Here is a 26,804-nt window from a genome sequence, read left to right as displayed (position 1 = left end):
AGATGAGCCAGAGCGATCCGCACGACCCCGCGACGTCCGCCGGTCCGAACCTTCTCGGGCCGGCGGACGTCCGCTCGTTGGCGGCGTCGCTCGACCTCCGCCCCACCAAGCAGCGGGGCCAGAACTTCGTCATCGACCCCAACACGGTCCGCCGCATCGTGCGCGCGTCCGGGGTCGGCCCCGACGACGTCGTCCTCGAGGTGGGCCCCGGGCTCGGCTCGCTGACGCTGGCGCTGCTCGGTGCCGTCCGGAGCGTCGTTGCCGTGGAGGTCGACCCCGTGCTCGCCGCCGCGCTGCCGGCCACCGTCGAGCGGTTCGCGCCCGGCCACGCCGACCGGTTCACCCTCGTGGAGGGCGACGCCATGCGCATCTCGGAGGTCCCGGGGACGCCGCCCACCGCCCTCGTCGCCAACCTCCCCTACAACGTCTCGGTGCCCGTGCTGCTCCACCTCCTCGCCCTGCTGCCCTCCCTGCGCCACGGGCTGGTGATGGTGCAGTCCGAGGTCGCCGACCGACTGGCCGCCCGCCCCGGCTCACGCGTCTACGGCGTGCCGTCGGCGAAGGCCGCCTGGTACGCCGACGTACGCCGTGCAGGGGCGGTCGGCCGCAACGTCTTCTGGCCCGCGCCCAACGTCGACTCGGGGCTCGTCGCCCTCGAGCGGCGCGACCCGCCGCGCACGACCGCCGGCCGCGAGCAGGTCTTCGCGGTGGTCGACGCCGCCTTCGCCCAGCGCCGCAAGACCCTCCGCGCCGCGCTCCGGGCGCTCGCCCCGGTCGAGGCCGTCGAGGTCGCGCTCGAGCACGCCGGGGTGCCGCCCGCCACCCGTGGCGAGCAGCTCGACATCACCGACTTCGCCCGGATCGCCGAGGGGCTCGCAGCGTGAGCGGCGCCGAGGTGCGGGTGTCGTCACCCGCCAAGATCAACCTGTCGCTGGGCGTCGGCCCGGTCCGCGACGACGGCTACCACCCGCTCGCCACCGTCTACCAGGCCGTCGGGCTGTACGACGAGGTGGTGGTCCGCGCCACCGACGGCTCGCCGGTGCTCACCGTCTCCGGCGAGGGGGTCGACGTGGCCGAGGTGCCCACCGACGGCTCCAACCTCGCCCTGCGCGCGGTGGCGGCGCTCGGCGACCACCACGGCCGCGAGCTCCCCGTCGAGCTCCACGTGCACAAGCGGATCCCGGTGGCCGGCGGGCTGGCGGGCGGCAGCACCGACGCCGCCGCGGCCTTGCTCGGCGCCGACGTGCTCTTCGGGCTGCACACCCCGCGCGAGGAGCTGCTCGGGCTCGCCGCGACCCTCGGCAGCGACGTCCCCTTCTGCCTCGTCGGCGGCACCGCGCTCGGCGGCGGACGTGGTGAGGTGGTCACCCCGGTGATGACCCGCGGCGAGTACTGGTGGGTCGTCGTGCCCGACTCCGGCGGGCTCTCCACCCCTGCGGTCTACCGCGAGTTCGACCGGCTGCACGGGGACGACCCCGCTCCCGACCCCGAGGTGCCCGACGAGCTGCTCGCCGCGCTGCGGGCGGGGGACGCCGTGCGGCTCGGCGCCGCCCTGGTCAACGACCTCGAGCCGGCCGCCGTCTCGCTCCGCCCCGACCTGCTGCACCTGCTGCGCGCCGGCCGCCAGGGAGCGGCCCTCGGCGCCCTGGTCAGCGGCAGCGGCCCGACCACCGTCTTCCTCTGCGACGGGCCGGTCCACGCCGAGGAGGTCGACCGCACGCTGCGGTCCGAGCAGGGCACCCGGCCCGCGATCGTCGTGAAGGGTCCCGTGCCGGGCGCCCGCGTCACGGGAGGCCACCGGTGAGCCAGCCGGCCCAGCCCGCCCGCGCCAACCTGGTCAACCTCGAACGGGTCTCGAAGGCCTACGGCATCCGCCCGCTCCTCGCCGAGGTGAACCTCGGGGTGGGTGCCGGTCAGCGCGTCGGGATCGTCGGCCGCAACGGCGACGGCAAGACCACGCTGCTGCGGATCCTCGCAGGGCGGGAGGAGCCCGACGCCGGCCGCGTCTCGCGGGCCCGCACCCTCCACCTCGGCTACCTCACCCAGGGCGACGAGCTCGACGCCGCGGCCACCGTCCGCGAGGCGGTCCTCGGCGAGCGGGCCGAGCACGAGTGGGCCGCCGACCCGACCACCCGGGAGGTCGTCGAGGTGCTTCTCGCCGGCATCCCGCTCGATCGGGGGGTCGAGGGGCTCTCCGGCGGCGAGCGGCGGCGGTGCTCCCTGGCGCGGCTGCTGCTCGAGGACCACGACCTCCTGGTCCTCGACGAGCCCACCAACCACCTCGACGTCGAGGCGGTCGACTGGCTGGCCCGGCACCTGTCCCGGCGTACGGCAGCGCTGGTGGTGGTCACCCACGACCGGTGGTTCCTCGACGCCGTGTGCGAGGAGACCTGGGAGGTGCACGACGCGACCGTCGACGTCTACGACGGCGGCTACGCGGCGTTCGTGCTCGCCAAGGCCGAGCGGCAGCGGCAGGCGGCCGCGTCGGAGTCACGGCGGCAGAACCTGGTCCGCAAGGAGCTCGCCTGGCTGCGGCGCGGGGCCCCGGCCCGCACGTCGAAGCCGAAGTTCCGCATCGACGCCGCCAACGCGCTGATCGACGACGTGCCCCCGCCGAGGGACCAGCTCGCGCTCCAGCAGTTCGCGACCCAGCGGCTCGGCAAGGACGTGCTCGACGTCGAGGACGTCGACCTCCGGCGCGGCGACCGGCTCCTGCTCTCGCGCGCGACCTGGCGGCTCGGCCCCGGTGACCGCGTGGGGCTGGTCGGCGTCAACGGCGCGGGGAAGACCTCGCTGCTCCGGCTGCTCTCGGGCGACCTGCAGCCCGATGCGGGACGCGTACGCCGCGGCCGCACCGTCGCGCTGGAGCACCTCACCCAGGCCGTCGACGACCTCGACCCCGAGACCCGCGTGCTCGCGTCGGTCGAGGAGATCAAGCGGGTCACCCGCACGGCCGGCGGCGAGGTGACCGCCACCTCGATGCTCGAGCGGTTCGGCTTCACCGGTGACCGGCTCACCACCCGCGTCGGCGACCTCTCCGGCGGCGAGCGGCGCCGGCTCCAGCTGCTCCGGCTGCTGCTGTCCGAGCCCAACGTGCTGCTCCTCGACGAGCCCACCAACGACCTCGACATCGAGACGCTCAACGTCCTCGAGGACTTCCTCGACGGCTGGCCCGGCACGCTCGTCGTCGTCTCCCACGACCGGTACTTCCTCGAGCGCACCTGCGACACCGTCTGGGCGCTGATGGGGGACGGGGCGGTCCGGATGCTGCCGCGGGGCGTCGAGCAGTACCTCGAGGAGCGGCGCGCCGCGGCCGCCGTACCCGCGGAGTCGTCCGCCCGGGCCCCCGTCCGCTCCGACGCCGCCACCCGCCGCGAGGCGCGCAAGACCCTGGCCCGCGTCGAGAAGCAGCTCGCCCGGGTCCAGGCGCAGGAGGAGGCTCTCCACTCCGAGCTCGCGGCCCACGCCACCGACTACGAGAAGCTGGCCGAGCTCGACGTACGGCTGCGCGAGGTCGTCGCCGAGCGCGAGGCCCTCGAGGAGCTGTGGCTCGAGGCCGCCGACGCCGCCGACTGAGGTGTTGAGCCGCCCTTCGTGGTGAGGGGAGCCGCCGCTGGCGGCGGTCCTCGGCGGTCCGGGGGCGAGGGGCGGCTCGACACCAAACGCACGGGGCCGGCGGGCTCAGGGGCGTTCGACGGAGAGCGCGAGGCGGCGGAGGAGGGCGGCGAGCTGCTGGCGTTCCTTGGCGGCGAGCGGGGCGAGCAGGGGGCGTTCGAGCTCGAGCAGGGCGGCGAGGGCGCCGTCGACGGTGGCACGGCCCTGGTCGGTGAGCCGGACGAGGACGCCGCGGCGGTCGCTGGGGTCGGGGAGCCGCTCGACGAGGGCGCGGGCCACGAGGCGGTCGACGCGGTTGGTCATGGTGCCGCTGGTCACCAGCGTCTCCCGGAGGAGCCGCCCCGGGCTCAGCTGGTACGGCGCCCCGGCACGCCGGAGGGCCGCGAGCACGTCGAACTCCCAGGGCTCGATGCCGTGGTCGGTGAACGCCGCGCGCCGGGCGACGTCGAGATGGTGGGCGAGGCGGCTCACCCGGCTGAGCACCTCCATCGGCGCCAGGTCGAGGTCGGGACGTTCCCGCCCCCACGCCTCGACCAGCCGGTCGACCTCGTCCTCCATGGGCGGAAAGCATACGCCCCGTCAAGAATCTTGACATCGAGAGAGTTGGCGAGCACGGTGGAGCAGGAGGTGCCGTCATGAGCCACCGTTGGGACCCCGCGCTCTACGCGCAGTACGCCGGCCAGCGCGAGCGTCCGTACTTCGACCTGGTGTCCCGCGTGGCCGCCGAGGCCCCACGGACCGTCGTGGACCTCGGCTGCGGGAGCGGCGTCCTCACCGCGACCCTGCGCAGCCGCTGGCCGGACGCCGAGGTGGTCGGAGTGGACTCCTCGCCGGAGATGGTCGCCGAGGCCGACCGGAGCACCGGGGTGGCGTACGAGGTGGCGGACCTCCGCGCGTGGCGCCCGGAGACCCCGGTGGACGTCGTCGTGTCCAACGCCGCCCTCCAGTGGGTGCCCGGCCACCTCGAGCTGCTCGACACGCTCGTCGGCCACCTGGCGCCTGGAGGCTGGCTCGCCTTCCAGGTGCCGGGGAACTTCGGCGAGCCGAGCCACACGCTGCGCCACGAGCTCCAGGCGGACCCGCGGTTCGCGGACCACCTGACCGACGTACGGGGCCCGGCGGCGCACGACGCGACCACCTACCTGCACCGGCTGCAGGGGCTCGGCTGCACCGTCGACGCCTGGGAGACGACGTACCTCCACGTCCTCGAGGGCGACGACGCCGTCTTCCGGTGGGTGAGCGGCACGAGCCTCCGGCCCACCCTCCAGGCGCTCCCGGAACCGCTGCGCACGGAGTTCGCCGAGGAGCTGCGGAGGTCGTTGCGGGCGGCGTACCCGGCGGGGCCGCACGGCACCGTCATGCCGTTCCGCCGGGTGTTCGTCGTCGCCCGCGCGGCCACGCCGGGGCCGACCCCGACCAGCCGGATCGCCTAGGCTGACCCCGCCATCCCCGGTTGGTCTGTCGGCAGGGCCCGCCGCACTTTGAATGCGGACAAAGCGACGTAGGTTCGACTCCTACCCGGGGAGCTGATCCACGAGCCTCGACGGGAGAACACGTGAGCCTGGACAACGCCTCGACCCCCGCGCACGAGGGACCGACGGCGGTGGTGGTCCTCGCCGCAGGCAGCGGGACCCGGATGAAGAGCCGGCGGATGAAGGTCCTCCACGAGCTCTGCGGCCGCTCGATGGTCGGTCACGTTCTCCACGCCGCCCTCGCCGTCGCCCCGCGCCACGTCGTCGCGGTCGTGGGCCACGGCCGCGAGCAGGTCGGGCGGCACGTCCTGGAGCAGGTCCCCGACGCGCTGCTCGCGGTGCAGGAGCAGCAGGACGGCACCGGCGACGCCGTCCGGGTGGCGCTCGACGCCCTGCGGGAGGCCGGCGCGACCAGCGGCACCGTCGTCGTCATGTCCGGCGACACCCCGCTGATGCAGGGCGAGACCCTGCGCGGGCTGGTCCGCGACCACGAGGCCGCCGGTCGGGCGGTGACGCTGCTGACCGGGCTGGTCCCGGACCCGTTCGGCTACGGCCGGGTCCTCCGCGACGCCGACGGCTCGGTCACCGCGATCGTCGAGGAGAAGGACGCCACGCCCGAGCAGGCGGCGGTGCGCGAGATCAACTCGGGGATCTACGCCTTCGACGGCGCGTTCCTCGCCGGCGCGGTCGGCCGGATCGGCAACGACAACGCGAAGGGCGAGTACTACCTCACCGACGTCGTCGCGATCGCCCGCGCTGACGGCGCGACCGTGGGTGCCCACGTGGTCGACGACGTCGCGCAGACGGAGGGGGCCAACGACCGGGCCCAGCTCGCCGGCCTCGCCGCCCAGCTCAACCGGCGCACCCTCGAGCGCTGGATGCGCGACGGCGTCACGGTGGTCGACCCGGCGAGCACCTGGGTGGACGTCACCGTCACGCTGGCGCCCGACGTCACGCTGCTCCCCGGGGTGCAGCTCCACGGCGCCACCACGGTCGAGGAGGACGCGGTCGTCGGCCCCGACACCACGCTGCGCGACGTACGCGTGGGGCGGGGTGCGAGCGTCGTCCGCGCCCACGGCGAGCGCGCCGTGGTGGGCGAGGAGGCGACGGTCGGGCCGTTCTCCTACCTCCGCCCGGGCGCGGAGCTCGCCGCGGGCGCCAAGGTCGGCGCCTTCGTCGAGGTGAAGAACTCCACGCTGGGCCCGGGCGCCAAGGTGCCGCACCTGTCGTACGTCGGCGACGCCTCGATCGGGGAGGGCACCAACATCGGCGCCGGCACGATCTTCGCCAACTACGACGGCGTCGCGAAGCACCGCACGACCGTCGGCAGCCACGCGCGGACCGGGTCGAACAACACCTTCGTGGCGCCCGTGACGATCGGCGACGGCGCGGTGACCGGAGGCGGCTCGGTGATCCGGGAGGACGTGCCTCCCGGTGCGCTCGCGGTCTCCGCCGGCCCGCAGCGCACCATGGAGGGGTGGGTCTTCCGCCGTCGTGCGGGCACCGCCGCCGCCGAGGCCGCGTCCCGAGCAGCGGGCCAGGAGGGTTCCATCACCAGCCCTGGGTGACAATCGACAAGGGCAGCGAACCACTCGAGGGAGTTCACGCGTGACCAGCATCAAGCGCACCACCGAGAAGAACCTGATGGTCTTCACCGGAAGGGCACACCCGGAGCTCGCCGAGGAGGTCGCGTCGCTGCTGGGCACCACGCTGATCCCCACGACGGCGTACGAGTTCGCGAACAGCGAGATCTACGTGCGGTTCCAGGAGTCGGTGCGAGGCTCGGACGCCTTCGTGCTGCAGAGCCACACCGCGCCGGTGAACGAGTGGATCATGGAGCACCTGATCATGGTCGACGCCCTCAAGCGGGCCTCGGCCAAGCGGATCACCGTGGTCATGCCGTTCTACGGATATGCCCGCCAGGACAAGAAGCACCGAGGCCGCGAGCCGATCTCGGCCCGGCTGATGGCCGACCTGTTCAAGACCGCGGGCGCCGACCGGCTCATCGCCGTCGACCTGCACACCGACCAGATCCAGGGGTTCTTCGACGGTCCCGTCGACCACCTGATGGCGATGCCGGTGCTGAGCGAGTTCGTCAAGGAGAAGTACGGCGACCAGCAGCTCGCGATCGTCTCGCCGGACGCGGGTCGTATCAAGGTCGCCGAGCGCTGGTCCAACCGGCTTGGCGGCGCCCCGCTGGCGTTCATCCACAAGACCCGTGACGTGACGCGTCCCAACGAGTCGGTCGCCAACCGCGTCGTCGGCGAGGTGGAGGGGCGGATCTGCATCCTGGTCGACGACATGATCGACACCGGCGGCACCATCACCAAGGCCGCCGAGGCGCTGGTGAAGGAGGGTGCGGCCGGCGTCGTCATCGCGGCCACCCACGCGATCCTCTCCGACCCGGCCGTCGACCGGCTCAAGAACTGTGGGGCCCTGGAGGTCGTGGTGACCAACACCCTTCCGATCCCCGCGGACCGGCACTTCGACAAGCTGACCGTGCTCTCGATCGCCCCGCTGATCAGCCGGGCGATCCGGGAGGTCTTCGAGGACGGCTCGGTCACCTCCATGTTCGACGGCCACGCCTGAGCGCCACCTCACACGGTCCCGAAGCAGGCGGGACCTTGACGGTGCAACAGAGCCGACCAAGCATCAGGTCTGGTGCGGCCGGGTGGCCGCACTCCTACTGGTGACTTGGGGGTCCCGTGAAGAAGCCTGTCAGCCTCGCCTTGTCCGCTGCGGTGGCATCCATCGCGTTCGCAGCTCCCGCGGCAAACGCCACGAACGGAGGCACCACCGAAGGGTGCACACCCGGCTACTGGAAGGTGCAGCAGCACCACGACAGCTGGCAGGAAGCCGGGCCCGGTGACAAGCTGAGGAGCAAGTTCGCCAAGGCGACCCTCTACAAGAGCACCAAGAACATGACGCTGCTGCAGGCCCTCCAGGGCGGCGGTGGCGGCGGGCTCGACGGCGCGGCGAAGATCCTCGCCCGCGCCGCGGTGGCGGCCTACCTGAACGCGTCGTACGACGACGGCGCAGGTCACCTGGCGTTCCCGTGGCGCCGCTACGAGCCCAGTGAGTTCGACCGGCCGGCCCTCGTGAAGTCGGTGAACGCCGCGTTCGCCTCGAAGAACCGTGGCACGATGCTGGAGCTCGCTTCCCGGCTGGACCGGGACAACAACCTGGGGTGCCCGCTCACCTGATCCTCGTGCGACGGGTCGGGCCGCTCCGGGTGGAGCGGCCCGATTCGCAATGCCTGGGCGGCCCCGCTAGGATTCTGCGGTTGCCTCGGCGAGGGAGACCTGGTGGCTCCGGCCTCCGGGCCCGCTCCGTGATCGACGCGGTCACGCTGTCCGTGCGGCCCTCCAGCCGCACGCCCCAGCGCGGCGTCAGGCCGCGCCCAGCGGGCCGGACCCCTCCCGACGTGCGACGCAGCGATCTCTCGCAGACCACGCAGTACGACCAGGAGGAGTAGCCCCCGATGTCCGAGACCAGGCTCCAGGCCGAGCCCCGCAACGAGTTCGGGAAGGGTGCCGCGCGCCGGATCCGGCGGGCGCACAAGGTGCCCGCCGTGCTCTACGGCCACGGCACCGACCCGGTCCACGTGACCCTCCCGGGTCACGACACGATGATGGCGCTCAAGCACGGCGGCGCGAACGCCCTGCTGAGCATCGAGCTCGAGGGCGAGACGCAGCTCGCGCTGCCCAAGCAGGTGCAGCGGCACCCGGTCCGCGGCGAGCTCGAGCACGTCGACCTGCTGATCGTCCGTCGTGGCGAGAAGGTCACCGTCGACGTCCCGGTGGTCACCGTCGGCGACGCCGCGCCGGAGACGGTCGTCACGATCGAGCACGCCACGATATCGCTCGAGGCCGAGGCCACCCACATCCCCGAGTCCGTCGAGGTCTCGGTGGAGGGCGCCGAGGCCGGCACCCAGGTCCTCGCGAAGGACCTGACCCTGCCGTCGGGCACCTCGCTGCAGGTCGACGAGGAGGCGCTGGTCGTCAACGTCACCGCTGCCGTCGAGCTCGAGGTCGAGACCGAGAGCGACGCCGTCGCCGAGGCCGGCGAGGAGCCGGAGAGCGGCGAGGAGACCGTGTCGGCCGTCGCCGGCGAGCCGGGTGAGGCCGGCGAGGAGAACCCCTCCGCGTGACCGAGGGTGACGCGTGGCTCGTGGTGGGGCTGGGCAACCCCGGCCCCACCTACGCGGGTCACCGCCACAACGTCGGCCACAAGGTCGTCGAGGAGCTCGCCGACCGCATGGGGTCGGGGTTCCGCAACCACAAGTCGGGGCGGGCCGTCGTCGTCGAGGGGCGGCTCGTCCCCGGTGGTCCCCGGCTCGTCCTGGCCGAGCTCCGCTCGTACATGAACGAGAGCGGCGGGCCGCTCAAGGCCCTGCTCACCTTCTACAAGCTGCCCGTCGAGCGGCTCGTCGTGGTCCACGACGAGCTCGACATCCCCTTCGACACCCTGCGCGTCAAGCGGGGCGGGGGCGACAACGGGCACAACGGGCTGCGCTCCGTCCGCGCGGCCCTCGACACCGGTGACTACTACCGGGTGCGCGTCGGCGTCGGCCGGCCCCCGGGGCGCCAGCCTGTCGCCGACTTCGTGCTCTCCGACTACTCGGCGGCCGAGCGCAAGGTGCTGCCCTTCCAGGTCGACCGTGCCGCCGACGCAGTCGAGAGCCTGGTCAACGACGGCCTCGAGATCACGCAGTCGCGGTTCAACGGCTGACGCAGGCCGCGAGCTCGCGAGCGGACCGACGATCGGTGTCACCGGATGACACCGATCGTCGGTCCGCTTCCTCCGTGGCCGGCTGCACCCGCGCGCCACGAGGGGCGGCTCAACGGGAGCTCGATCAGCCTGTCCGCGGTGTCTGATTCCAGGACCTTCGTCCTGGAAAGGGCCTTCTGGCGGCGTCGGAGGTCCCGATTCCCGCGTCGGACCTTGTAGCAGCTTGGGGGTTGGGGGAAGATTCTGGCCACGCCAACCAAACCCATGGGGGACTTGGGTGTTGGCAAGACCAGGGGACGATTCACGCATACCGGGGGGTAGTGCGCCATGCAGGGCGGTATCAGTGACGCTTCTGTCACGGACCAGGGGCTGGGGAGCCCCGCCGGGACAGCAGCGGTAGGCGCCATCGCGCGCGCCGACGACGGTGTGGACGCCGGGGGGCTCCGCACCACCATCCCGGGGGTCGTGCCCCGGCAGCTGGGCGCGGTGGACAAGGGCGGCACGGCCACCCTCTCCGCCCCTCCGTTCGAGCCGGTCGTCGCGGCGGGCGAGCCCGAGACGGTGGGTGTCTCCACCGTCCGGCCGTTCGCGCTGTGGCTGCGTGAGTGGGGGCTCCACCTCGAGGTCTTCACGGCGTTCGCCGCCGGGGCCGCCGCGGCGTTCGCCGTCGCGCCGCGCCCCTACCTGGCGCTGCTCGTGCTGACCGCCTGGGTGCTCGGCAGCTACTACCGCGGCCGGGCCGTGACCACACCGTTGACCCACCAGCTCCGCGCGGTGGCCGGCAGCGCGCTGCTGCCCTTCACCGCCGTCGCGGCCGGGGTCGGCTTCGCCGGGATCCCGAGCGACGAGGTGCCGCAGGCCTTCGCCGCCGTCGGTGCCGGCATCGCGACCTCGGTGCTCTGCCGGAGCCTGCGCTGGCGGCTCCAGGCCCCCGTGCGCGTCGTCGTGGTCGGTGACCGTGCGGCGGTCGCCACCGCGATCACCAGCTGGGCCCGGACCTCGCGGATGCACGTCGTCGGCGGGATGCTCGTCGAGCAGGACCTGCCGGCCCACTCGGCCCCGCAGGAGATCCTCGGCGTCCCCACGGTCGCCGGGCTGGAGTCCGCCCGCGGGCTCGTCGGCAAGCTCCACGCCGACCTGGTCGTCGTCCACCGTGGCGAGGGGATCACCAGCGACACCTTCCGCCGGCTCACCTGGGCCCTCGAGGCGAGCAACTGCAACATCGGGGTCATCGGGCTGACCGAGTCGGTGGCGCCGCACCGGATCTCGCCGGGGAGCATCGACCGGCTGGGCGTCCTCGACGTCCGCCCGCCGCGCCCCTCGACGGTCGTCCGCACGATCAAGGCCGGCGCCGACCGCGTCCTGGCCGCGGTGCTCCTGGTGTTCTTCGCGCCGCTGCTGCTCGCGATGGTGGCCGCGGTCCGGCTCGACAGCCGCGGGCCGGCGCTGTTCAAGCAGGTCCGGGTCGGGCGGGGCGGGAAGCCCTTCACCGTCTACAAGATGCGGACGATGGTGCAGGACGCCGAGGAGCAGAAGCAGAAGCTGACGCAGGACAACGAGTTCGACTCGGTGCTCTTCAAGATGAAGTCCGACCCGCGCATCACCCGGGTCGGGGCCTTCCTCCGCAAGTCCTCGCTGGACGAGCTGCCGCAGCTGCTCAACGTCCTCAAGGGCGACATGTCGCTCGTCGGGCCGCGGCCGCACCTCCCCGAGGAGATCGCGGCGATGGACTCCGACACGCTCCGTCGGCTCGCCGTCCGTCCGGGCATCACCGGGCTCTGGCAGGTCAGCGGTCGCTCCGACCTCACCTTCCAGGAGGCCGCGGCGCTCGACACCTACTACGCGGACAACTGGAGCCTCGCCGGTGACGTGGCGATCTGCGCCCAGACCCTCAAGGCCGTGGTCAGCGGCCGTGGGGCCTACTGAGCGACAGCGGGTCTTCCTGCAGCTCTGACAAGAAGAAGGGCACCTGCGCCGCAGGTGCCCTTCTCCGTGTCCGTCGCGCGACGAGGGTCAGATCCCCTTGCCGCGGTGGTGCAGGAGCTCCATCACCCGGTCAGGCTTCACCACACCCGCAGCCACCGCGGCGGCGAGGAAGGCCCGGGGCTCGGTCGGGTTGCTGCGAAGAGCACGGCCGGCCCAGCGGAGCCCGTCCTTGCGGTGGCCCATCGAGCTCTGCGCGAAGGCGATCTGTCCCTTCACACGGGCCGAGCCGCGCCGCGACCCCTCGAACTCCGGGTAGCGATCCAGGAGCCAGGTCAGCCCTGCGGCCATGGTCTCCCAGCGCCGGAAGAAGAATGACTGCTTGCCCCACCGCACCACGGTGAGCGGCGCACGCACGTTGGCGATCGGCTGGTCCTTCGCGGTGCGGAGCAGGAACTCGTAGTCCTCGCCGAACCCGCCCGGCACCGCCTCGTCGACGAGCCCGACACGGTCGAGCAGCGGCTGGCGGCGCATCAGGAACGTCGACGGGTGGAGCTCGGTGTGCCGGTCGCGGAGCATCTCCTCGAAGGGCACCTCGTCGAGCTCGAGCACCCGGTCGAACGTCTCGCCGTCGTACTCCACGCGGATGCCGCAGGTGACCATGACCGCGTCCGGCGACGTCGAGAGCCGTGCCACCTGGCGCGACACCTTGGTCGGCAGCCAGTAGTCGTCGTCGTCGCAGAAGGCGACGTAGGTGCCGGTGGCGGCCTCGATGCCGGTGTTGCGGGCACCGGCCAGCCCGGCCGAGTGCTGGTTCTCGATCACCCGGACGGAGCGGTGCGGGTCGTCGGTGCCCAGGCTCAGGTCCGGCTCCGACTGGTCGTAGACGAGGACGACCTCGACGGGGCCCGGGTAGTCCTGCACCCGGACCGCCTCGATCGCCTCCCGGACCATCTCGGGGCGGTTCCGCGTGGCGATGACCACGGACACGGGATCGTGCGTCACATCCAGCTCCTGGGGTAGCCGTACTTGAGCAGCAGGGGGAGCGCGACCGCGTTGACGCGGCGGAGCTCGCCGCGGTCGAGCGGGCGAGCGGCGCCGGTGGCGCCGGTGGCGCTGCCGGGCTCGTCGACCGCGCCGACGTGGTCGAGCCAGGGGGCCGCGGGCGTGGCGCCGAGGGATCCGTCCTGCGCGTCCGGGAGCTCCAGCGCCGGGAGCACGGCGGCCAGCGCCTGCGCGGGGTCGGCGTCCAGCTCCTCGTGGCGCAGCCTGGCGACCGGGACCCCGCGCCGGCGGACGACCTCGACGGCGGCGTTCTGCGCGACCCAGCGGGACGCGACCTGCCCGGGGGAGCCTGGCCCCGCAGCCGCCAGCGTGCGGACGTCGCGCACGACGTGGAGCACCCGGAGGTCGATCATCCGGTCGTGGGACAGCGCCACCAACGGCGGCGCGGACGGGCCCGCGTCGACGACGTACGGCGCGTCGGTCACCTCCCGCACCGCGTCGTAGAGCGCCCGGCGGGCGGCGGCGTAGCGGAGCACGTCACGGCGCAGGCTGCCGGTGAGCCGCTTGCGGCCGGCGAGCAGCACGGTGAGGTCGCGCCGGAACCGGCCGGTCGGCAGCGGCAGCGGGTCGGCGGCCGGGGCGCCGCTGGCCTCGACCAGACGGCGTACGTCGCACCAGAACGCGCACTCCGCGGCCGGCTTCCCGCACGAGCAGCCGCGGAGCTCGGTCAGCGAGCCCTCGTGGAGCAGGGGCGCGCCGGGGGGCTGCTCCTGCAGCAGCCGGGCGACGCGGGCGGTGGACGTCGGGTCGGCACCGGCGAGGTAGAGCACCGTCGTCGCGCCGGGGGAGGCGGGAAGCCGGCGCCGGTCGAGCTGGTCCACCAGCCGGGCCAGGTGCTGGGCGCTCGCGCCGGTCACCTCCGCCTCCGAGCGGGTCACCCGGGTGCCGGCCTCGCCGAGCGCGTCGACCTCCTCGTCGAGCCGCTCGGGGGTGTCGACGAGCTGCACCAGCTGCTTCTCGGCCGCCCACGCGGCGAAGTGCATCTGGTGGCCGTCGACGTGCTCGCCGTGGAGCGGGTCGCGGGGGAGGACCAGCGGGTGGTGGCCGGCGTTGCGGGCGCCCATGATCGTGCCGGGGCCGCCGTGGGTGACCACCACGTCGGAGGCGGCGAGCAGCGCGCTCAGCTCGTCGGGCGCCATCAGCTCGACGCCCGCGGCGACCTCGGGGGCACGGGTGTAGCCGTGCTGGACGGTGACCTGCTCCTCGGGGTGGCGGCGCTGCCAGTCGTCGGCCCAGCGCACCGCCCGCTCGAACGGGTGGTGGTCGGTGCCGACCACGACGGTGATCCGGCGGCCCGTCACAGCAGCGGCCCGATCGTCACGCTGTCGTCGTACAGCGGGGCCTGCTCGGGCCACTGGACCAGCATCAGGTCGGTGAACGGCCGCACGAGCCGGCCGGTCAGGGTGGCGCTGTCGATGCGGTCGAAGACCTCGATGTAGACGGTGCGGACCCCGGCCGCCCGGCCGAGGACGAAGTAGGGGACCGCGCTCGCGGCGCCGGTCGAGACGATCACCGTCGGCTTGAACCGGCGCATCACCGCGACCGCCTGGACGGTGTTGCGGAGCAGGTTCGGGATGTTGCGGGTCGTCGGGTGGTAGGACCAGGTGACGTGCTTCTCGTCACGGAGGGCGCCGACCGCGTCCGCGGTGTCGAACGTGACCCAGGCGCGCTCGTGCTCCTCCCACCACGGCCGCAGCGCGAGCAGCTGCGCGAGGTGGCCGCCGCTGCTGCCGACGAGCAGGATCCGCTCCCGCCGGGCCGTCGTGGCCCGGTCCGCATTCGCGGCGGTCATGCCGGCTGTCCCGGCGCGGCCGCCTCGTAGGCGTCGGTCGGCGAGTCGGGTGGTGCGTCAGGGGGCGGGTCGGTGGGGCGCAGCCCGAGGGCCGCTGCGACCATCATGATCGGCAGGCCGTTGGGAAGCATGCCGTAGTAGAGGAGCTCGACCAGCCCGACGAGCAGCACCGTCTGGGCGGCGGTGCCCACAGGGTCGATGCGTCTCCAGGCGCCGAGCAGGGCGATGGCGAAGAACGCGACGAAGCAGATGCTCGCGATGGGGCCGTGGGAGACCAGCAGCATCCAGATCTGGCCCTGGGTGCCGACGGGCGCCGCGCCGCTCTCGGCCCCGGCCTGCGGGGCGCCGTACCCGAAGAAGGGCGAGTCGGGGACGAGCTCGATCGCCTGCAGGTAGAGCGAGGCGCGGGTGTCGTTGCTGGTCGCGTCGGCCGAGCTGTCGAGCCGGCCCGCGAGCCGCTCCTGGATCGGGAGCACCATGTAGAGCGCCGACCCGAGCGCGGCGACGAGCGCGAGCGCACCGATCGCCTTGAAGCTCCCGCGCATCGCGAGCCGGACGGCCGCGTAGAGCAGCGCGATGCCGAGCCCGATGAACATGCCGCGGTTGAGCGTGAGGAGCGCCGGCACCGCCGACACCGGGAGCGCCGCCACCAGCCACCAGAACTTGCGCTCGCCTCGCACGTGCCACATGTAGACCAGCACGAAGGGGAGCAGCAGGGAGAACACGTTGCCCCAGTTGTTGGTGTAGAGGAACGGCGCGCTCGGCCGCGGCGCGACCTGGAGGAAGGAGTCCGGGTTGTACTGCGCGAACCGCCGCACCACCATGTGGTTGACCAGCTGGTTGTTGAGCAGCGAGTCGGTGAGCAGCCAGCTCGCCGGCGTCCGCCAGACCCCGCTCGGGTGGACGACGCCGAGGTAGCCGCCGGCGACGGTCACCAGCCACCAGACCGTCAGGCAGCCGGTGACGTAGCGCGAGGTGATCTGCTCGCGGGCGTTGTAGACGTAGATCGCGAGCACGGTCGAGGCCACGTACAGCAGGTAGCGGTAGGCGAACCCGACGAGGTCCATGCCGCCGCCGACCATGATCACCGAGCCGCCCGCCCAGAGCAGGAAGAGCAGCCAGACGCCGAAGCCGCGCGGCACGCGGAGCCGGACCTGGGCGAGGTAGAGGCACATGACCGCGGCGACCATGATCCACGCCACGTCGACGAGCCCGAGGACCCACCAGATCGGGAACCCGACGAAGAGCGCGGCGAAGGGCCAGCGCGGGAGCACACCCCCCGACGGAGGGGGCGGTGCGGAGTCCTCGGAGCGCACCAGCAGGCGTTGCGTCACAGGGCGGATCTCCAAGGTCGGCGAACAGATGCGGACTCGACTGGCTAGTCTAGTCGCGCTGCGGCGCGTGGTGGCGCCGCTTTCGACTCATTAGTCCGCTGGGGGAAGCCCGTGTCCGTTGGTGCCGACAACTCGTCCGTGGAGCTCGGACGCTACCTCACCGCGCTCCGACGGCGCTGGCTCACGGTCGTGCTCTGCGGGGCGATCGGCGCCGGCCTCGGGCTGGGCTACCTCGCGCTCCGGCCGCCGGAGGCGACCGCGACCGCGCTGGTCAACGTCAACGTCATCAGTGCCGAGCCGTTCAACTACACCCGCGAGCCGTCCGGGCTGCTCGACCCGCAGACCGAGGTGCAGCTCGCCCGCTCGGCCGAGGTGGTCTCGGGCGCCGCGCTCGCGATCGGTGACGGGATCCGGCCCTCGGAGGTCCGCGCCGGGCTGCGCGCCGAGCTGATCAGCGACGCGACCGTCCTGCGGATCTCCTACTCCGACGAGGACCGTGACGACGCCGTCACCGGCGCGGACGCGGTCGCCGAGGGGTACATCGCCTACCGGTCGGCCCAGGCCGAGGCGAAGCTCGACGCGATCACCTCGCAGCTGACCACCCAGCGCAACGAGCTCCGCGAGGCGCTCCGCGACGTCAACGAGCGGCTCGCCGCGGCCCGGCCGAACAGCCCGCGCGCGATCCAGGCCGACAGCGACCGGCAGCTGCTCAACCTCGAGCTCGACAGCCTGCTGCAGCAGATCAACGCCGTGAACGGCATCGACACCACCGGCGGCACGGTGCTCACGCCCGCCACCGCCAACGAGGTCTTCCTCAGCCCCAACCGGACGTTGCTCGTCCTGGGCGGGCTCGTCATCGGCCTCCTCGTCGGCGTCGTCGTCGCCTTCGTCCGCGACGCCCTCGACCGGCGTGTCGTGGACGACGTCGACCTGTCCCGGGCCGACGGCGGACGGTTGCTCGGCACCGTCCGGTCCACCCACCGTCCGGCCGGGATCCTCGACGGCGCGGCCCGCGACGACCTCGCGATCGTCCGCGAGCGGCTGCTCGCGGCCCTCGGCCACCACCGACAGGTCGCCGTCGTCGACGACCACACGGGGCGGCCGAGCAACGTCGCCGCCGGGCTCGCCGAGATGCTCGCCCAGCGCGGCGAGTCGGTCGAGCTGCTCCTCGTCGACCACCCCGACGACTACCTGACCACGCTCCGCGAGGACCTCGCGCTCGAGCCGGTCGCGGGCGGGGGTGCGGGCGGTGCCGTCCAGCTGCGCTCCACCCGGCTCGACTCGCTGACCGTGACCTCGACGCCCGCCGCCGACCTGCGCCCGGTCCCGGCCCGTGCCGGTGGTACGGCCGGACACGGCTCCACCGAGTCGGTCTGCCTGGTCGCGGTCCCGGCGGGTGCGCCGCAGTCCGCCCGCCTGACCGCCGTACGCCGGGCCGGGTCGGTGGTCCTCGTCGTGCCCCGCCGTCGCGCGCGGGTGCAGGAGATCAGGCGGGTCGCGGAGGAGGTCCGTGGCGTCGGTGCCCGGATCGTCGGCACCGTCCTGCTCCACCGCAAGGGCTGAGCCGTGGGCGCCGCCGACCTCAAGGACCGTTCGCCCCGCTGGGTGAAGGACCTGGCCAACGCGGGGACACGGCGCTACGCGCTGGCCACCGCGTCCCGGCGTCCCGCGCCGGACTTCCTGGTCATCGGCACCAAGCGCGGCGGGACCACCTCGCTGTTCAACTACCTGCTGATGCACCCCGGGGTGCTCGGCCTCTTCCCGCAGTCGCGGGGGAAGAAGAGCACCGACTACTTCTTCAAGGAGCGCCACCGCGGCGCCGCCTGGTACCGCTCGCACTTCCACACCCGGGAGCACCGGCGGCTGCTGACGCGCCGGCTCGGCTACGAGCCCGTCGGCGGCGAGGCGTCGCCGTACTACATGTGGGACCCGCGCATCGCGGCGCACGTCGCCGAGGTCGCTCCCGACGTACGCGCGGTCGCGCTGCTGCGGGACCCGGTCGAGCGGGCCTGGTCGCACTACCAGGAGCGGATCGAGAACGGCGTCGAGCCGTTGTCGTTCGAGGACGCCCTGGCCGCCGAGGAGGCGCGCACCGCGGGGGAGCTCGACCGGATGCTCGCCGACCCGACGTACTACTCCGAGGCGCACGACTGGTACACCTACCGCGCCCGCGGGATCTACCTGCCCCAGCTGAAGAACTGGCTGTCGGTCTTCCCCCAGGAGCAGCTGCTGGTGCTCCGCTCGGAGGACATGTACCTCGACGTGCAGGCGTTCTTCGACCAGGTCTGCTCCTTCCTCGGCGTCCCGAGCCACACGCTGCCGACGACCCGGCCCTTCAACGCGAGCCGGGCCACGTCCTTGATGCCGGAGGCCGCGCGCGCCGAGCTCACGGCGTACTTCGCCCCCCACAACGCCGAGCTCGAGGAGTTCCTCGGCAGGCCGCTCGGCTGGAGCTCCTGACCGGTTCGCCGCTTTCCGATTGATCCCGTCGAGAACAGGACTGTCGGCCCGTAAGGGATGAGTCGGATGGACCGCGACGAAACGCCCGGCCCCCCGTAGCGTTGTCCCGGGGCCGGGACCGTCCGAGGTTCCCCGGGCAACGGGCGCGTGGGGCGCCGAGACAGGGGTGGGGGATGCGGCGGTTCAAGGCTGCCCTGGCGGCGGGGGCCACGTTGGCGGCCGGAGCGGTCGGGCTCGTGCCCGGCGGCCCGGGCACCGCCTTCGCGGCGCCGACGGCGGCGGAGCTCGGCACGACGGCCGCCTCGGCCGCCGGCTCCTGCTGGGAGATCAAGCAGGCGAGGCCCACGGTGCCGAGCGGCGCCTACTGGCTGCTCACCTCGAAGATGGCCCAGCCGCAGCAGTTCTACTGCGACATGGTCACCGACGGCGGGGGCTGGGTCCTCGTGGGCAAGGGGCGCGACGGGTGGACCGACGACTACCACGGCAAGGGCAACGCCGCCGACCTGCTCACCCCGGACCTCGCGCCGATGTCGGCAACGACCACGCAGCTCTCCTCCCGTGTGGTCGACGCCCTCCTCGACGGCGGCCGCGTCGACGCGCTCGCCGAGGGGATCCGGCTCCGCCGGGCGACCAACACGGCCGGCACCGCATGGCAGGAGGCGCAGCTGAAGATGGCGCGCCGCGACCGCTGGGTGTGGAGCTTCGGCGCCGAGCACCCCGTCGGGTCCTACGTCATCGACGGCCGCACCGGCTCCGGCGGCACGACCGCGTCGTTCGGGACCGACACCGCCTACCGGCGGGTGGACACCACGCCCAAGCAGTCGAACGGCTACAAGCAGGGGTTCGCCTTCGGGGCCTCGGTGCGCGGCAGCAAGGCCGCCACGTCGTACCTCTGGAGCTCGGCGGACAACGGCGCCAGCGCGCTGCCCTACACCCAGGTCTACCTGCGGCCGCGGGTCACCTCGACCGCGGGGTTCACGGCCCTCCCGGACTCCGGGGTTCCGGGGTGGAGCGGCCCGGCCGTCCCGCGGTCGAACGCGCTGGTCTCGCCGTGGGGGGTGGCGGGCACCGCCGGTGCCACCACCGGTGAGAGCGACGTCGAGGTGCAGGCGTTCACCCAGTCCGGCAACCTGATGTACGTCGGCGGGAACTTCCGCTACGTGCAACGCGACGCAGCCGGCACGGGCCGGGTCGAGCAGCGGTTCCTCGCCGCCTTCGACGTCACCACCGGCGAGTGGGTCTCGAGCTTCCGGCCGGTGCTGAACGAGCAGGTGCGGGCCCTGGCCACGCTGCCGGACGGCCGTGTGGTGGCCGGCGGCGACTTCACCCAGGCCAACGGCCAGGCGGCCACCGCCCTGGTGGTGCTCGACCCGACGACCGGCGCGACCGCGCCGGGATGGACGCTGAAGATCGAGAACCGTCAGGCCAAGCAGGTGCTGCGGGTCCGGGCCCTCGACGTCGAGGGCGGCAACCTCTACGTCGGCGGCAACTTCACCCACTTCACCGGCGGCAGCAGCACCGTCGCCCGCTACATGAAGATGCTCGGCCGGGTCTCGGCCACGAACGGGACGCCGGCCACCGGGTGGAACCCGAACCTCAACGGCGCGGTCTACGCCGTGGACGGCTCCACCGACGGCAGTCGCGTCTACGTCGCCGGCCACTTCACCCAGGCCAACGGGGTGACGGCGCGCAACGCCGCGGCGATCATGAACACCGCGGGCGCGCCGCTCGCCACCCCGGCCTGGAACCCGGTGTGGAGCAACGCCAGCAAGACCTACCAGCAGGCGATCGACGAGGTCGGCGGCACGGTGTTCGTCGGCGGCTCCGAGCACAGCCTCTTCGGGTTCAGCACCTCCAGCTTCGCCCGGACGAGCGGTTCGATCATGAAGACCCACGGCGACGTGCAGGCGATCACCGACGCGGGCGGCATCCTCTACGCCGGCTGCCACTGCGACGGGTGGTCCTACCAGGACGCCTACACCTGGTCGACGCTCGGCAACGGGTGGACGCAGGCCGACACGTTGTCGTGGTTCGGAGCCTGGGACGCCGCCACCGGCGCCCGCATCCCGGACTTCACGCCGACCTTCACGATGCGGCTCAACCGGGGCGTGTGGGCCCTCGCCGTCGACACCCTCGGCAACGTCTGGGCCGGCGGCGACATCGCCACCGTCAAGACCCCCTCGAAGGCGGCGCAGTGGTCGGGCGGCTTCGCCCGCTTCCCGAAGGTGGACAGCACCGCGCCGGCGGCGCCGACGGGGCTCACCGCGAGCGGTCAGACCGCGGACAGCGTGACGCTCTCGTGGAACGGCGTGACCGACGCCGGGGGCGGGGTGCGCTACCAGGTGCTGCGCGACGACCGTCCGGTGGCCTTCACCAGCAATAACGTGAAGACGCTGACCGTCCCCACGGGTGGTGACGACAGGTTCTTCGTGCGGGCCGTGGACGGCGCAGGCAACTACTCCGCCACCACCCCCGTGCTGGACCTCCCGTAACGGGACCTCCGGTCCTCGGTGGGCCGTTCGGGCTCGGTAAAGCTGGCCCGAACGGCCCATCTACCACTCCACCTGGGGCCCTTACCTTGGGTCTGGGGTTCATTGGGGATTCGCCTGGGGGGTTGTCCATGCTCACGTCTGCTCGCTCGTCCGTGCGCTCGTCGAAGGCGCTGCTCGCCGTCCTGCTCGCCATGGCGGCACTCTGGTGGGGCGCCGCCCTGCCGGCCGACGCAGAGGTGACGGTCCGGGACACCGCCTCGCGCAGCTGGACCGTCAACGGCCGGGTGCTCGCCACCAAGATCGTCGGCAACGTCGTGTACGTCGGCGGCACGTTCACGACCGCCACGAGCCCGACGGGTCAGAACGTCACCCGTCGGGGGCTGGCCGCCTTCCGGCTGAGCGACGGGGCACTGGTCACCGGCTTCGCCGCCAACGTCAACAACGGAGGCTCGGTGCGCACGATCGTCAGCGACGGCTCGTCGCTGTGGGTCGGTGGCGCGTTCAGCAGCATCGGCGGGGTCAGCCGGGGCCGCGTCGCCAAGCTCAACCTGAGCACGGGCGGGGTGGACACCTCCTTCCAGGCGAACACCAACGGCATGGTGCGGGCGCTGGAGGTGCGCGGCAACGACCTCTACATCGGCGGGCAGTTCTCCACCGTCCGGGGCACCACCCGCAGCAACCTCGCCGAGGTCCGTGCCGCCACCGGCGTCGTCGACACCGCGTTCAACCGCGGTGCGAACGGCTGGGTCAGCGGGCTGCGGCTCAGCCCGGACGGCAACCGGCTCTGGGCCACCGGCAACTTCACCACCCTGGGTGGCGGCAGCCGCGTGGGGCTGGGCGGCGTGAGCACCACCAACGGCGCCGTGGCCGGGCCGAACTTCCCCGCCAGCGTGCGCCCGCAGTTCGGGCTCGACATCAACACCGACGGCAGCCGCATCTTCGTCGTCGGCCAGAGCAACGTGCTGGGCGCCTACCGCACCGACACCGGTGGCCGCCCCTGGCTGCGCCGCGCCGAGGGTGACACCCAGGCGGTGCGCTTCTTCAACAACGAGGTCTACTTCGGCTTCCACGAGGGCTACGAGGGCAACACCCGCCTCAAGGTGCTCGCGGCCGACCCCACGAACGGCGCCATCGACCCGAGCTTCCGGCCGAACGTCGTCGGGTTCTGGGGCGTGTTCGCCATCGACGCCACCGCGGCCGGGCTGGTCATCGGTGGCGAGTTCACCAGCGCCGGCGGTGTGACCGCCCGGGGCTGGGCGCGTTTCCTTCGCTGACCCTCCCACCCTGAGGAACACCATGTCGCACCCGTCGCACCCACGGGTCTCGCTCGCCCTGTTGACCGCGTTCCTGCTGGCGCTGTCCCTGGGTTCGGTCACGGCGCCCGCCGCTTCCGCGGCGGTGCACGTCGACGACACCCCGGAACCGGCCTGGCAGGTCGACGGCACGGTCTACGCCACCCTCGTGGTCGGCGACACCGTCTACGTCGGTGGCCAGTTCCGCACGCTGCTCGGCACCGGCGGCGCCACGCTGGCCCGGCAGAACCTCGCCGCGTTCTCGCTCGCGACCGGGGCGCCGCTCGCCGACTTCTCCGCCAACGCGAGCGGCGGCCCGGTGCGCAGCCTGCTCAGCGACGGCACGTCGCTCTGGGCCGGCGGCTCGTTCACCTCGATCGGCGGTGTCGCCCGCGGCAAGGTGGCCAGGCTCTCGCTGGCGACCGGCGCTGTGGACGCCACCTTCAACCCGGCGCCCAACGACACCGTGCGCGCGATGGCCCTCGACGGCCGGTCGCTCTACCTCGGCGGCGCGTTCACGACCGTCGGTACGACGACCCGCAACCGGGTCGCCAAGGTCGACGCGACCACCGGAACGGTCGACCCGGCGTTCAACGCGAACGCCAACAACAACGTCTTCGGGCTGGCGCTCGACGCCGCGAACCGCCGGCTCTACCTCGCCGGCAACTTCGCGACCGTCGGGGGCGTGTCCCGCAACGGGATGGCCCGGGTCGACGCGGCCACCGGCGCGCTGGCCTCGACGGTCTTCGCCTCGGCCGCCCGGCCCACCCTCGACCTCGAGCTGGCGCCCGACGGCTCCCGGCTCTTCGCGGCCGGCGGCGGCACCAACGCCGCCGGCTCCTGGAACACCGCCACCGGCGCCCGGCAGTGGCGCCAGACCGCCAACGGCGACATCCAGGCCGTGGAGCTCCACGACGGCACCGTCTACTTCGGGTTCCACGACGGGTTCCAGGGCGACACGACGATCAAGCTGCTCGCGGCGGACGCGACCACCGGCGCGCTCGACCCGGGGTTCCGTCCGACCTTCGACCAGTTCTGGGGCGTCTGGGCGCTCGACGCCAGCGACGCCGGGCTCGTCGTCGGCGGTGACTTCACCACGGTGAGCAAGGTGCCGGCCCGCGGCCTCGCGCTCTTCCCGCGGGTCGGCGGCGGGTCGCCCACCACCGAGCAGCTCCAGTGGGTGGACTCGACGACGACCTGGAAGTACTGGGACGGCGGCACCCGACCGACGGGGTGGCACACCACGACCTTCGACGACAGCGGCTGGCGCACGGGACGCCCGCAGCTCGGGTACGGCGACGGCGACGAGGAGACCGTCATCGGGTTCGGCCCCTCGACGACGTCGCGCTACCTCACGTCGTACTTCCGGACGACGTTCGACGTCACCAGGCTCGGCGACGAGGTGGAGATGCTGCTCGCCGCCGACGACGGCGCGGTGGTCTACGTCAACGGCGTCGAGGCGTTCCGCGACAACATGCCGACCGGCACCATCGGCAACACGACCCGGGCGTCGACCGGCCGCTCCGGCGGCGGCGAGAACGAGATGCGCACCTTCGCGCTCGACCCCTCGCTGTTCGGTCTCGGTCCGAACACGATCGCGGTCGAGCTGCACCAGGACACCGCCTCCTCGAGCGACGCCACCTTCGACGCCGACGTCACCGCCCACGTCCAGCCCAGCGCCGACACGCCACCGACGGCGGCGTTCACCGCGGGGGTCGACCGGCTGACGGTCGCCCTGGACGCCGATGGCTCCGCCGACGCCGAGGGGCCGATCGCGTCGTACCAGTGGAACTTCGGCGACGGCACGACCGAGACGTCGACGTCCCCGACCACCAGCCACACCTACGCCACCGAGGGCAGCTACACCGTCACGCTCCGCGTCACCGACGGTGCGGGCAACGTCGGGACCGCGGTGCGCACCGTCGCCCCGACGAGCGGCTCCGTGACCACCACGGCGATCGCGAACGGCTCGTCGTGGTCCTACCGCTACTCGACGACGGCGCCGGAGGCGACCTGGACGCAGACCGCCTTCGACGCCTCGGCCTGGGCGACCGGCAACGCGGTGCTCGGCTACGGCCACAGCAGCGTGGTGACCGACCTGGCGCCGTCGGCGACGACCACCGACCGCCCGGTCGCCGCCCAGTTCCGCCGCTCGTTCACCGTCGCCGACCCCACGAAGGTCGCCGGGCTCCGGCTGACGACGGTGGCGAACGACGGCGTGGTGGTCTACGTCAACGGCGTCGAGGTGGCGCGCAGCGGCATGCCGACGGGCACCGTCACCCACACCACCTACGCGACCGCGTCGCCGTCGACCGCGGTCGCCAACGCGGCCCCGGTCGTGGTCGAGGTGCCGGTGGGGCTGCTCGCCTCGGGCACCAACGTCGTCGCGGTGGAGAGCCACGTGCGGTTCCGGGGGAGCACCGACCTCACCTTCGACCTGCGCGCGGAGCTCACCTCCCTGCGCTGAAGGAGGCCGGCTGACACCGATCCGCGGGTCAGTCGTCGGCGATGTCGAACAGCGGGTTCATCACCAGGCCGTTGAAGACCTCGCTGTCCTCGACGAGCCGGTGGTCCGAGCCGACCTTCCCGCCGACCACGAAGGGGATCGTCGACTCCTTGAAGGTGACGTCGCCGATGTTGCCGACGCGGGTGGTGACGGTGGGCCGCCCGCCGCCGCTGCTGCTGATCTCGGTCACGACGGCGCTGACCGAGTCGCCCTCGCGGGTGCAGAGCACGCGGTACCAGCGGCCGGGGACGAGGTCGAGGTAGTTGCGGGCGTAGACCGTGCCCTTGGTGCCGCCCACCGTGCAGGCGGCGTGCCGGTTGTCGACCTCGACCTTGAAGTACACCGGCTGGCTGGCCAGCCCGCGCTGGACCAGGTTGTCGCCGTCGTCGGCGCCACCCGTGGTCCGCTCGTCGAGGAGGAAGTCGGCGCCCCAGGAGAACGACCGGGTGCCCGGGGAGAGCTGATCGTCCTCGTGGATGTTGTCGACGAGGACCACGGCCTGCGGGTAGCGCTTCGCGGTCGTGAACTCGGGGAAGTCGAGGGCCGGCTCGTCCTCCCAGCCCGGCACCACCGCGAGCTCCCCGCCGTTGACCGACTCGTGGTTGACGTCGACCTCCGCCGTGCCGACCTGCTCGATCTCGTCCCCGTCCTCCGGGACCTGGAGCAGCACCGTGGGGGCGTCGGGGAGGGCGACGTCCTCGGTCGGCGACGGGGAGGCCGAGGGCTGGTCCTTGACCGGGGCGACGGTCTCCTGGCACCCCTGGACCGCGAGCAGGGTGGCGCAGGCGAGGACCGCCAGCGGCCGCGCACCACGCCTCATGCCGGGCCCGTCCCGCCACCGGCGACCTGGTCGATCGCGTGGCGGAGCAGGTCGACCAGCTGCGCCGGGGTGACCCACTCCTCCTCCCAGCCGCCGGGGCCGGCTGCGAGGGAGCAGGCCCGCTCGGCCATGGTGGCGACGTAGACGCCGAGGACCAGCGGACGCGCCTCCCGCGGGATGCCGGCGGCGACCAGCTGCGGGGTGGCGAGCTCGAAGGCGCGCTGCACGGTCGGGACCTCGAGCCGGGCGCCGGTCTCGGTCTGCACGGTGACGTGCCAGTAGATGGAGTCCAGCCCCGCGACGGCGTCCGGCTCGCTGGACTCCCAGTCCCAGCACCACAGGACGCCTGCCCGGTCACGCGCGGAGTTCCACGGCGTCAGGTCGCCGTGCCAGCGGGCGGTGATCGGCAGCTCGACGTCGCCGGCCAGCAGCGCCTCGACGAGCCTCGTCAGGAGCGGGCGCACCTCGTTCGCGGCGGGGTCGGCGGGCAGCTTCCCGGCCCGCCGCTGCACCCCCAGGAGCTGGGCGCTGGTCCGCAGCGGCGCCCGGCGCACGACCGGTGCGAGCGCGGCGAGCTCCTGCGGCGTCGGCGGTGGTACGTCGGCCCGCACCCCCACGGCATCGAGGGGGAGCGGGCTGCTCACGAGGAAGAGGTGGTCTCCGTAGGTGCCGGTGGCGAGCAGCCCCGGGCTCCGGGCTGCACCGGTGGCGGTCGCCGCGAGGGCCGCCGACTCCCGGTGCACCGCCTCGTCACTGGCGGCGCTCCACCCGAGCTTCGCGAACCCGACCGGCGCCCCCTCGGCGTCGACCAGCTGGAGCGTCGCCTTCCGGTTCGCGCCGGTGCGGACGCCGACCGAGGCGCGCACCTCGTCGCGGCCGAGGGCCCGGGCGACGTGGGCGAGGGGGAGCGACGCCGCGTCGTCGGGGGTATGCACCTGCACCTGCACGCGGGGGAAGGGGAGCGCGCCGCCGGCACGGACGAGCCCGCCGAGCACGGTGCGCTGGAGGTTCGGGACGGGGCGGCGCAGCCCCCGGTAGTTGAGCAGCGCGCCGACCGTGACGGCCCGGTCGCCCGCGGGCAGCAGCATCGTGGCCCGGTCGAGCGTGGGCACCGCGTAGTACTCCTCGGCGACGGTCCACCCGGCGGAGGGCGCCCCGCGGCTGACCACGCGGACACCGCCGCCCTCGAGGGCGGGTGCCCACAGCTGTTCCACGAGGTGGCGCAGCGGCGCCGGCACCACGGCCGGTGATGCGCTCGTGTCGACCCCGGGTCCCACCGCGCCCCCTCCATCTCCGGCCCAT

Annotated in this window: 22 protein-coding genes and 1 tRNA gene; 16 read left to right on the top strand and 7 right to left on the bottom strand. The window is 73.2% G+C overall.

Annotated elements, in window-relative coordinates; translation table 11 throughout:
• The first annotated feature begins 2 nt into the window (after positions 1-2).
• From rsmA to FIP57_RS02430, 3 genes are read left to right on the top strand one after another with little or no spacing between them, the layout of a single operon-like run.
• Positions 3-884, top strand: a complete 882-nt coding sequence (rsmA, locus tag FIP57_RS02440) for a 16S rRNA (adenine(1518)-N(6)/adenine(1519)-N(6))-dimethyltransferase RsmA (RefSeq protein ID WP_148571575.1) — start codon at positions 3-5, stop codon at positions 882-884.
• Positions 881-1,804 (top strand): 4-(cytidine 5'-diphospho)-2-C-methyl-D-erythritol kinase, encoded by a 924-nt coding sequence (locus FIP57_RS02435; RefSeq protein ID WP_148571573.1) that lies wholly within the window; start codon positions 881-883, stop codon positions 1,802-1,804. Before rsmA ends, FIP57_RS02435 begins: the two co-directional genes overlap by 4 nt.
• Positions 1,801-3,576 carry an ABC-F family ATP-binding cassette domain-containing protein gene (locus FIP57_RS02430; protein ID WP_148571571.1) on the top strand — a complete coding sequence of 592 codons (1,776 nt, stop codon included), beginning with the start codon at positions 1,801-1,803 and terminating at the stop codon, positions 3,574-3,576. The genes FIP57_RS02435 and FIP57_RS02430 overlap by 4 nt, the downstream gene beginning before the upstream one ends.
• A 105-nt stretch (positions 3,577-3,681) precedes the next feature.
• Here the strand turns inward: FIP57_RS02430 and FIP57_RS02425 are convergent, their stop codons facing one another.
• Entirely contained in the window at positions 3,682-4,173 is a 492-nt protein-coding gene (locus tag FIP57_RS02425) for a MarR family winged helix-turn-helix transcriptional regulator (RefSeq protein WP_148571569.1), read from the bottom strand.
• Between the two features lie 77 nt (positions 4,174-4,250).
• On the opposite strand from FIP57_RS02425, the gene FIP57_RS02420 reads away from it, so the two are divergent.
• From FIP57_RS02420 to FIP57_RS02385, 8 genes are all read left to right on the top strand, one after another.
• Positions 4,251-5,048, top strand: a complete 798-nt coding sequence (locus tag FIP57_RS02420; RefSeq protein ID WP_148571567.1) for a trans-aconitate 2-methyltransferase — start codon at positions 4,251-4,253, stop codon at positions 5,046-5,048.
• Between the two features lie 13 nt (positions 5,049-5,061).
• Positions 5,062-5,141: transfer RNA gene (locus FIP57_RS02415), tRNA-Gln, on the top strand.
• Between the two features lie 29 nt (positions 5,142-5,170).
• Positions 5,171-6,655 (top strand): bifunctional UDP-N-acetylglucosamine diphosphorylase/glucosamine-1-phosphate N-acetyltransferase GlmU, encoded by a 1,485-nt coding sequence (gene glmU, locus FIP57_RS02410; RefSeq protein WP_275266123.1) that lies wholly within the window; start codon positions 5,171-5,173, stop codon positions 6,653-6,655.
• Between the two features lie 40 nt (positions 6,656-6,695).
• Complete coding sequence (locus tag FIP57_RS02405) at positions 6,696-7,676, top strand: ribose-phosphate diphosphokinase (protein ID WP_148571565.1); 981 nt, start codon at positions 6,696-6,698, stop codon at positions 7,674-7,676.
• Positions 7,677-7,792: 116 nt separating this feature from the next.
• Entirely contained in the window at positions 7,793-8,290 is a 498-nt protein-coding gene (locus tag FIP57_RS02400; RefSeq protein ID WP_148571563.1) for a hypothetical protein, read from the top strand.
• A 278-nt stretch (positions 8,291-8,568) separates the two neighbouring features.
• The gene (locus tag FIP57_RS02395) at positions 8,569-9,237 is read left to right on the top strand and encodes a 50S ribosomal protein L25/general stress protein Ctc (RefSeq protein ID WP_148571561.1); all 669 of its coding nucleotides are present in this window, start codon (positions 8,569-8,571) and stop codon (positions 9,235-9,237) included.
• The gene (pth, locus tag FIP57_RS02390) at positions 9,234-9,818 is read left to right on the top strand and encodes an aminoacyl-tRNA hydrolase (RefSeq protein WP_148571560.1); all 585 of its coding nucleotides are present in this window, start codon (positions 9,234-9,236) and stop codon (positions 9,816-9,818) included. Before FIP57_RS02395 ends, pth begins: the two co-directional genes overlap by 4 nt.
• Before the next feature lie 465 nt (positions 9,819-10,283).
• Positions 10,284-11,744, top strand: coding sequence for a sugar transferase (locus FIP57_RS02385; RefSeq protein ID WP_162529659.1), 1,461 nt, complete (start codon positions 10,284-10,286; stop codon positions 11,742-11,744).
• An 87-nt stretch (positions 11,745-11,831) separates the two neighbouring features.
• On the opposite strand, the gene FIP57_RS02380 is transcribed toward FIP57_RS02385, so the two are convergent.
• The 4 genes from FIP57_RS02380 to FIP57_RS02365 are packed head-to-tail and all read right to left on the bottom strand — an operon-like array spanning position 11,832 to position 15,932.
• Positions 11,832-12,746 (bottom strand): glycosyltransferase family 2 protein, encoded by a 915-nt coding sequence (locus FIP57_RS02380; protein WP_148571556.1) that lies wholly within the window; start codon positions 12,744-12,746, stop codon positions 11,832-11,834.
• Positions 12,743-14,107, bottom strand: a complete 1,365-nt coding sequence (locus FIP57_RS02375) for a glycosyltransferase (protein ID WP_162529658.1) — start codon at positions 14,105-14,107, stop codon at positions 12,743-12,745. Before FIP57_RS02375 ends, FIP57_RS02380 begins: the two co-directional genes overlap by 4 nt.
• Complete coding sequence (locus FIP57_RS02370; protein ID WP_148571552.1) at positions 14,104-14,598, bottom strand: glycosyltransferase family protein; 495 nt, start codon at positions 14,596-14,598, stop codon at positions 14,104-14,106. The genes FIP57_RS02375 and FIP57_RS02370 overlap by 4 nt, the downstream gene beginning before the upstream one ends.
• Complete coding sequence (locus FIP57_RS02365; RefSeq protein WP_148571551.1) at positions 14,595-15,932, bottom strand: O-antigen ligase family protein; 1,338 nt, start codon at positions 15,930-15,932, stop codon at positions 14,595-14,597. Before FIP57_RS02365 ends, FIP57_RS02370 begins: the two co-directional genes overlap by 4 nt.
• 138 nt (positions 15,933-16,070) lie before the next feature.
• On the opposite strand from FIP57_RS02365, the gene FIP57_RS02360 reads away from it, so the two are divergent.
• The 5 genes from FIP57_RS02360 to FIP57_RS02340 all read left to right on the top strand — a co-directional run bounded on the left by FIP57_RS02360 (position 16,071) and on the right by FIP57_RS02340 (position 24,643).
• Positions 16,071-17,495 (top strand): Wzz/FepE/Etk N-terminal domain-containing protein, encoded by a 1,425-nt coding sequence (locus FIP57_RS02360; RefSeq protein WP_162529657.1) that lies wholly within the window; start codon positions 16,071-16,073, stop codon positions 17,493-17,495.
• Positions 17,496-17,498: 3 nt separating this feature from the next.
• On the top strand, positions 17,499-18,392 hold the full coding sequence (locus FIP57_RS02355) for a sulfotransferase domain-containing protein (RefSeq protein ID WP_148571547.1): 894 nt from the start codon (positions 17,499-17,501) through the stop codon (positions 18,390-18,392).
• Between the two features lie 173 nt (positions 18,393-18,565).
• Positions 18,566-20,884: a fibrinogen-like YCDxxxxGGGW domain-containing protein gene (locus FIP57_RS02350; RefSeq protein WP_148571545.1), complete on the top strand. Its 2,319-nt coding sequence runs from the start codon at positions 18,566-18,568 to the stop codon at positions 20,882-20,884.
• Between the two features lie 128 nt (positions 20,885-21,012).
• Positions 21,013-22,158: a hypothetical protein gene (locus FIP57_RS02345; protein ID WP_148571542.1), complete on the top strand. Its 1,146-nt coding sequence runs from the start codon at positions 21,013-21,015 to the stop codon at positions 22,156-22,158.
• Positions 22,159-22,180: 22 nt separating this feature from the next.
• Positions 22,181-24,643 carry a PKD domain-containing protein gene (locus FIP57_RS02340; RefSeq protein ID WP_148571540.1) on the top strand — a complete coding sequence of 821 codons (2,463 nt, stop codon included), beginning with the start codon at positions 22,181-22,183 and terminating at the stop codon, positions 24,641-24,643.
• 28 nt (positions 24,644-24,671) lie between these two features.
• Here FIP57_RS02340 and FIP57_RS02335 read toward each other — a convergent pair whose 3' ends face one another.
• Positions 24,672-25,502, bottom strand: coding sequence for a hypothetical protein (locus FIP57_RS02335; protein WP_148571538.1), 831 nt, complete (start codon positions 25,500-25,502; stop codon positions 24,672-24,674).
• Complete coding sequence (locus tag FIP57_RS02330; RefSeq protein WP_148571536.1) at positions 25,499-26,779, bottom strand: hypothetical protein; 1,281 nt, start codon at positions 26,777-26,779, stop codon at positions 25,499-25,501. The genes FIP57_RS02335 and FIP57_RS02330 overlap by 4 nt, the downstream gene beginning before the upstream one ends.
• Between the last annotated feature and the right edge of the window lie 25 nt (positions 26,780-26,804).

The organism is Nocardioides caldifontis, from assembly GCF_008087345.1.
Taxonomy (GTDB): domain Bacteria; phylum Actinomycetota; class Actinomycetes; order Propionibacteriales; family Nocardioidaceae; genus Marmoricola_A; species Marmoricola_A caldifontis.
Note: the sequence above shows the minus strand (reverse complement) of the source record. Positions and strands in the feature narration are given on the sequence as shown.

Excerpts from the sequence above, each read along its gene's own strand:
- rsmA (WP_148571575.1), top strand. The coding sequence starts at position 3 with ATGAGCCAGAGCGATCCGCACGACCCCGCGACGTCCGCCGGTCCGAAC.
- FIP57_RS02425 (WP_148571569.1), bottom strand. The coding sequence starts at position 4,173 with ATGGAGGACGAGGTCGACCGGCTGGTCGAGGCGTGGGGGCGGGAACGT.
- FIP57_RS02420 (WP_148571567.1), top strand. The coding sequence starts at position 4,251 with ATGAGCCACCGTTGGGACCCCGCGCTCTACGCGCAGTACGCCGGCCAG.
- FIP57_RS02395 (WP_148571561.1), top strand. The coding sequence starts at position 8,569 with ATGTCCGAGACCAGGCTCCAGGCCGAGCCCCGCAACGAGTTCGGGAAG.
- FIP57_RS02370 (WP_148571552.1), bottom strand. The coding sequence starts at position 14,598 with ATGACCGCCGCGAATGCGGACCGGGCCACGACGGCCCGGCGGGAGCGG.
- FIP57_RS02350 (WP_148571545.1), top strand. The coding sequence starts at position 18,566 with ATGCGGCGGTTCAAGGCTGCCCTGGCGGCGGGGGCCACGTTGGCGGCC.
- FIP57_RS02345 (WP_148571542.1), top strand. The coding sequence starts at position 21,013 with ATGCTCACGTCTGCTCGCTCGTCCGTGCGCTCGTCGAAGGCGCTGCTC.
- FIP57_RS02340 (WP_148571540.1), top strand. The coding sequence starts at position 22,181 with ATGTCGCACCCGTCGCACCCACGGGTCTCGCTCGCCCTGTTGACCGCG.
- FIP57_RS02335 (WP_148571538.1), bottom strand. The coding sequence starts at position 25,502 with ATGAGGCGTGGTGCGCGGCCGCTGGCGGTCCTCGCCTGCGCCACCCTG.